General features: G+C 74.5%; 4 protein-coding genes. 2 read left to right on the top strand and 2 right to left on the bottom strand.

Annotated features, from left to right (window positions below; translation table 11 throughout):
• Together ACWDR0_RS34210 and ACWDR0_RS34215 are read right to left on the bottom strand one after the other, a co-directional pair.
• The coding region (locus ACWDR0_RS34210) for an SWIM zinc finger family protein (protein WP_456355731.1) at positions 1–1,370 on the bottom strand (1,370 nt) is incomplete at its 3' end.
• Positions 1,367–4,252 (bottom strand): DEAD/DEAH box helicase, encoded by a 2,886-nt coding sequence (locus ACWDR0_RS34215; protein ID WP_456355733.1) that lies wholly within the window; start codon positions 4,250–4,252, stop codon positions 1,367–1,369. The genes ACWDR0_RS34210 and ACWDR0_RS34215, both read right to left, overlap by 4 nt.
• Before the next feature lie 469 nt (positions 4,253–4,721).
• On the opposite strand from ACWDR0_RS34215, the gene ACWDR0_RS34220 reads away from it, so the two are divergent.
• Positions 4,722–5,846 (top strand): acyl-CoA desaturase, encoded by a 1,125-nt coding sequence (locus ACWDR0_RS34220; protein WP_456355732.1) that lies wholly within the window; start codon positions 4,722–4,724, stop codon positions 5,844–5,846.
• 77 nt (positions 5,847–5,923) lie between these two features.
• Positions 5,924–6,166: a hypothetical protein gene (locus tag ACWDR0_RS34225; protein ID WP_456355734.1), complete on the top strand. Its 243-nt coding sequence runs from the start codon at positions 5,924–5,926 to the stop codon at positions 6,164–6,166.
• The last annotated feature ends 22 nt before the right edge of the window (positions 6,167–6,188 follow it).

Below are 6,188 nucleotides of genomic sequence, written 5' to 3' on the forward strand. Positions count from 1 at the left end.
CCGGTCTCGCCGCCCGCGCCCGCCAGCGCGGCCTCGGGATCCGGGTCCGCCGGGCCCGCGGGGACCCACTGGGACCGCTCCCTGCGGTACGGCCACCACCGCCCGTCCGGCCCGTACCGCAACTGGAGGTCGGCGCCCACCACCGTCCAGCGGCCGGGCGCCGCGGAGCGTAGTTTCGGCCGCCGGTCCGCGGCCTCCCAGGCACTCTCCAGCGCGGCCGAGGCCCGTGCCAGCTCCTCCTCCGCCGGGGACCAGCCGTCGTCGAGGACGAGCAGCGCTACGGGACCGCCGGTCCGCCAGGCCCGTGCCGCCAGCTCCAGTTCGGCCCGCGAACGGCCCGTCGCCGCCGCCAGCCGGCCGGTGACCAGCGGCCCCGGCACCGCGGCCGCCAGCCGTACCGCGTCCTCGCCGAACGACGGATCCGGCTCCACCGGACGGCTCCCGTGCCCCGGCGCCAGCGCCTCGGCCAGCATCCGGTGCGCCCGTACGGCCGCGTCCGCGGCGAGGAACTCCAGGGCGTCCGGACCGGCACCGGGTGCCGGATCCGTCTCGGCGTCCAGACACGGCGGCGGCCCCGGCTCGTCCGGCACCGGCGGCGGCGCGGGCAGCGGCGGCAGGATGTCCCGGGCGGCGAACGCCTCCGCCGCCGGCACCCAGGCCGCCTCCGCGCCCCCGGCCCCCCGCGCACCGCCGTCCTCCGGCGCGGCTCCCGCCGCCCGGGCGACGCTGCGCTCCTGGAGCTCGTCGAGCAGCCGCCGCTCCCCGCGGCCCCGCATCAGCAGCAGCACGAACGGGTCCTGGTCCAGCAGCCGCGCCACCGTGTAGCAGAGGGCCGCGGCATGCGGGCACAGGTCCCACGACTCGCAGCCGCACTCCGGTTCCAGATCGCCCATCCCCGGCAGCAGCTCCACCCCCGCCGTCGCCGCGTCCTCCACCAGATGCGGCGGCATATCCCGGTCCAGCAGCGCCGCGATATGGCCCGCCCGGTCGACCGCCATGTCCAGGAAGCGGTCCCAGTCGCCCTCGTCCAGCCGGGGGATCAGCACATCGACGCGGTGCCGGGTGCCGTCCCGGTCCCTCACCACCGCCGTGATCCGGCCCGGGCGCACCGACACCGCACCCACGGCTCCCTCCCTGGCATGCCGGCGGCCCTTCTTCAGCTGCTGGGCGTCGAGCGCCGTGTCCTCCAGCGCCTTGATCCACGAGCGCCCCCACCAGGTCGCCGCGAAACCCCGGCCCGCCACGGGCGGCAGCGCGGCGAACGTCCGCTCGTCATCCGCGCCCCCGCCCTCGTCGCCGTACACGGCGTCGTCCTCCTGCTCGTACGGGTCGAACCCGTCCTCCTGACCTTGCCCGCCGTCCCTCGTCAACGGTCCGTCCCTTCCCGCAGCTCCACCAGATTCGCCAGTTCGGTATCCGTCAACTCGGTCAGCGCGGCCTCGCCGGACGAGCCCAGCACCGCGTCCGCCAGCTCCCGTTTGCGCAGCAGCATTCCGGCGATCCGGTCCTCCACCGTCCCCTCCGCGATCAGCTTGTGCACCTGCACCGGCTGGGTCTGGCCGATGCGGTAAGCGCGGTCGGTGGCCTGGGCCTCGACCGCGGGGTTCCACCAGCGGTCGTAGTGCACGACATGCTCCGCCCGGGTCAGGTTGAGCCCGGTGCCCGCGGCCTTCAGCGACAGCAGGAACACCGGCACCTCACCGTCCTGGAAGCGGCCGACCATCGCCTCCCGCTCCGCCACCGGCGTCCCGCCGTGCAGCAGTTGCGTCCCGACGCCCCGGTCCGCGAGATGCCGCTCCAGCAGCCTGGCCATCTGCACGTACTGGGTGAACACCAGAACACTGGCGCCCTCGGCGAGGATGGTGTCCAGCAGTTCGTCCAGCAGCTCCAGCTTTCCGGAACGGCCCGCGACCACCGGCCGTTCCTCCTTCAGATACTGCGCCGGATGGTTGCAGATCTGCTTGAGCGCGGTGAGCAGTTTGACCACCAGACCGCGCCGTTCCATCCCGTCGGCGTCCGCGATCGCGGCCAGCGTCTCGCGCACCACGGCCTCGTACAGACCGGCCTGCTCCGGGGTGAGCGGCACCGCGCGGTCGGTCTCCGTCTTCGGCGGCAGCTCCGGCGCGATACCGGGGTCGGACTTCCGGCGGCGCAGCAGAAACGGCCGCACCAGGGCCGCCAGTTGCGCGGCGGCCACCGGGTCGCCGCCCTCCACGGTCCGCGCGTAGCGCGAGCGGAAGGTGCCCAGCCGGCCCAGCAGGCCGGGCGTCGTCCAGTCCAGGACCGCCCACAGCTCGGACAGGTTGTTCTCCACCGGGGTGCCGGTGAGGGCGACCCGGGCCCGCGCCCCGATCGTCCGCAGCCCCCGCGCGGTCGCCGAGTACGGATTCTTGACGTGCTGCGCCTCGTCGGCCACGACCATGCCCCACGGGACGTCCGCCAGCCTCGCGGCGTCCAGGCGCATCGTGCCGTACGTGGTCAGGACGAACTCCCCGGCACCGAGGGAACCGAGGTCGCGCCGGGCGCCGTGGAAGCGGCGCACCGGCGTTCCGGGGGCGAACTTCCCGATCTCGCGCTGCCAGTTGCCCATCAGGGACGCCGGACAGACGACCAGCGTCGGCCCCGCGGCCGCCGGATCCGTCTGCCGGTGCAGATGGAGCGCGATGAGGGTGATGGTCTTGCCGAGGCCCATATCGTCGGCGAGACAGCCGCCGAGACCGAGCGAGGTCATCCGGTGCAGCCAGTTGAGCCCGCGCAGCTGGTAGTCGCGGAGCGTGGCGGCGAGCGCGGCGGGCGGGCCGATCTCCTGCTCGCCGCCCTCCGGGTCGGCCAGCCGGTCGCGGAGCCTCGCCACCCAGCCGGAGGCGTCGACGTCGACCCGGCGGCCGTCGATCTCGGCGGAGCCCGTGAGGACCGCGGCGAGGGCGTCGACCGGCGTCACCTTGCGGTCCTGCCCGAGCCGGGCCCGCCGCAGTTCCCCCGGGTCGACGAGGACCCACTGGTCCCGCAGTTTCACCAGCGGCCGGTTGGCCTCGGCCAGCCGGTCCAGCTCCGCCCGGGTCAGCGGATGGCCGCCGAGGCTGAACCGCCAGTTGAAGGCGAGCAGCGCGTCGGCGGAGAGGAACGACGGCAGACCGGACTCCTCGTCCTGACGGCGGCCGTCCCCGCCGTCACCTGCGCCCGTGCCGTCGTCGGGCGGCCCGACGACGGCGCGCGCGGTGAGGCGGTACGCCATCTCACGGGGCCAGTGGACCTGGACCCCGCTGGCGGCGAGTGCCCGGGCGGCGTCGCCGAGCAGTTCGGCGATCTCCTCGTCGGCCAGTTCGATGGCGTCGGGGACCGCGGCGTGCAGCAGCGGCGTCAGCGGAGCCCAGGAGCGGGCGGCCCGGCGCAGCGCGAGCAGCGCGTCCATCCGGGCGCGCGGACCGAAGGCGCCGCCCGCGCCACCGCCCGCCCAGACGTCGGCCGCGTCGAGGACGACCGCGGGATCGCTGACGCTGTGCATCTGGAGCACGGCGCGGAATCCCGGCTCGGCACCGGTCCCGTCCCCCTCGTCGTCGCCGGCGGCGGGACCGGCGGGAGCCCCGCCCGGGGTGGTGAGTTCGATGCGGAGCGAGAGCCGTACCCCCGCGTCGTGGCCCGCGGCGATGTCCGCCGCCCAGGCGCGGGCACCCGGCAGCCGGTGCGGCTCCTCGGCGGCGAAGACCGGGGTCCCGGCGGCGGCCGCGGCGGCCGGGGTGCGCGGCAGGGTGTCCGCCACCGCGTCCGCGAAGGCCCGCACCAGGTGCTCGGGATCGGGCAGCAGCAGAGTGCCGGAACCGTCCGGTGCCGTGGGCCGCGGGACCGCGTGCGCGGTCGGGGGCATCGAAGCGGCGAGGGTCCGTATCGCCTCCGTGTCGGCCGGGCTGAGCGGACCGGCGCGCCAGGCGTCGTGGTCGGCGGGGCTGAGCCCGGGCAGCAGCAGACCGCGGGCGACGAGCTGGAGGGCGAACACCGCGGCGCTGCCCCAGAAGGCGGCGGAGGGCGTGGCGTCCGGGGCGGTGCGGGCCCGGGTCAGTACCGGGAGGGCGTCGCGCACGGACAGTGTGAGGGCGTCGACCGTATGCGGGCGTACGTCGTCGGCGACGACGGTCAGCGGTGCGGGGGAGGCCCCGGGATGGCCGGGCAGGGCCTCGCCGTGCGGGTGCCAGAACGCGAACCGGCCGGTCCGGGCGGGATCGCCGGGGAGGAAGGTGACATGGCAGAGGGCCAGGAGGGCGACGGACCGAGAGGGCTGGGAGAGAGGAGAGGAGGCGGCGGAGGAGGGCGTCAGGCGGGATCCGTCGGCCGGTGAGGGTGGTGCCGCGGAGGGTCTGTGCACAGTGATGACCGGATTCCTCAAATTTGACTAGTCGAGGGATGGAGTCGTTGATTGTACTGCGGATCACCATAGGGGGAACTCTCCGCCGGTGTGATATCGGTCATGGGTGGTGAGCCGCCCCGCCGGGGTGTCACCGGCACCACCCGCGGCCGGGCGGTGGCCCCCGGCATGGTCCGGGGGATGGCGTCATGGTTCCCGGCAGGTCCCGGGACCTAGTTTTCGGGTGTCGGAGGGACCGCGGATCCATCACCCGGCACCTTCCCCGCCGGGCCCGGCGGGCAGTGCCCGTCCGCATGGTCCGCCACGGGCCGTCCAGCGCGGCCCTTCCCCGTGACCCGTACGCCACAGACCGGAGAGCGCCATGTCCCAGGCCACCGCCGTACCCTCCCCGCCTCCGTCACCGGACGGCCCCGGCTCCCGGCCGGCTTGTCCGGGGGAGCGGCGGCCGCGCCGCTGCGCGGGCAGCGAGTTCGCCCCGCTGCTGCGCGCCGTACGGGATCAGGGACTGCTGGAGTACCGAACGGGCTGGTACGCGCGCTGCATCGCCTCCCATGTACTCGGTATCGCCGCCGTGGTCACCGGGACGGCGCTGGCCGGAGACTCCTGGTGGGTGCTGCTGCTCGCCCCGCCGCTGGCGGTCTTCTCCGCCCGCGCCGCGTTCGTCGGCCACGACGCCGGGCACTCCCAGATCACCGCCGACCGCAGGGCGAGCCGGCTCATCCAGCTGCTGCACGCCAATGTGCTGCTCGGCATGAGCCAGGAGTGGTGGAACGACAAGCACAACCGCCACCACGCCAACCCCAACCACATCGACAAGGACCCGGACGTCGTCGCCGACATCCTCGTCTTCACCCGTCGGCAGGCCACCGGCCGCCGCGGCTTCCGCGGTCTGCTCACCCGCCATCAGGCCTGGCTGTTCTTCCCCCTGACCACCCTGGAGGGAATAGCCCTCAAGGTCTACGGCTTCCGCGGGGTGTTCGGCGGCGGCGCGGTCTTCCGGACGGCCCGCGCCCGGTGGACCGAGGGCACCCTGCTCCTGGCCCATCTGGTCCTCTACACCGTGTTTCTCTTCACCACGATGCCGGTCTCCCGGGCCCTGGTCTTCGCCCTGATCCACCAGATGCTCCTCGGTCTCCACCTCGGTATGGCGTTCGCGCCCAATCACAAGGGGATGGAGATGCTCGACGACGAGACGGGCCAGGGTCTGGGCCATCTGCGCCGGCAGGTGCTGACGTCCCGGAACGTCAGCGGCGGCCGGGCCGTGGACTGGCTGCTCGGCGGTCTGAACCACCAGATCGAGCACCATCTCTTCCCGAGCATGCCGCGGCCGCATCTCAGGCTGGCCCGGCCGCTGGTCAAAGCCCACTGCCGGGCGCTGTCGCTGCCGTACACCGAAGCCGGTCCCGTCGACTCGTACCGGCGGGCCCTGGCCCATCTGCACGATGTCGGCGAGCCCCTGCGGGCGGAGCGGGGCGGTACCGCCTGAACGGTCGGGGAACCGGCCTTCGCGCGGACACGTTGTTACGGACAGGAGCGGCCGAGGCCGCGTGAGGAGGTGCCGGGATGAACACCCGTACGAAGATCGTCGCAGGGGGCGCGGCCGTCGGGCTGCTGCTGATACCCGTCATCGGGTTCTGGTGGGCGCTGCTCGTCGTGCTCGGCGTACCCGCCGCCGCCTATCTGGCGCTCGACCCCGCTCAGCGGCGCAGGCTGCGCAGAGTCTCCCGCAAGGAGGATCGTTCCGTACGCCCGGGAACGGGCCGTACGCGCCGGGCCCCGGGCCCGTCCGGTCACGGTCGGCGATGAGTCGCGGCCGGGGCGGGTCGAG

Source organism: Streptomyces sp. NPDC003691, assembly GCF_053981115.1.

Bases quoted from the DNA above. Each gene is read 5' to 3' on its own strand.
- ACWDR0_RS34225 (WP_456355734.1), top strand. From the start codon at position 5,924: ATGAACACCCGTACGAAGATCGTCGCAGGGGGCGCGGCCGTCGGGCTG.
- ACWDR0_RS34220 (WP_456355732.1), top strand. From the start codon at position 4,722: ATGTCCCAGGCCACCGCCGTACCCTCCCCGCCTCCGTCACCGGACGGC.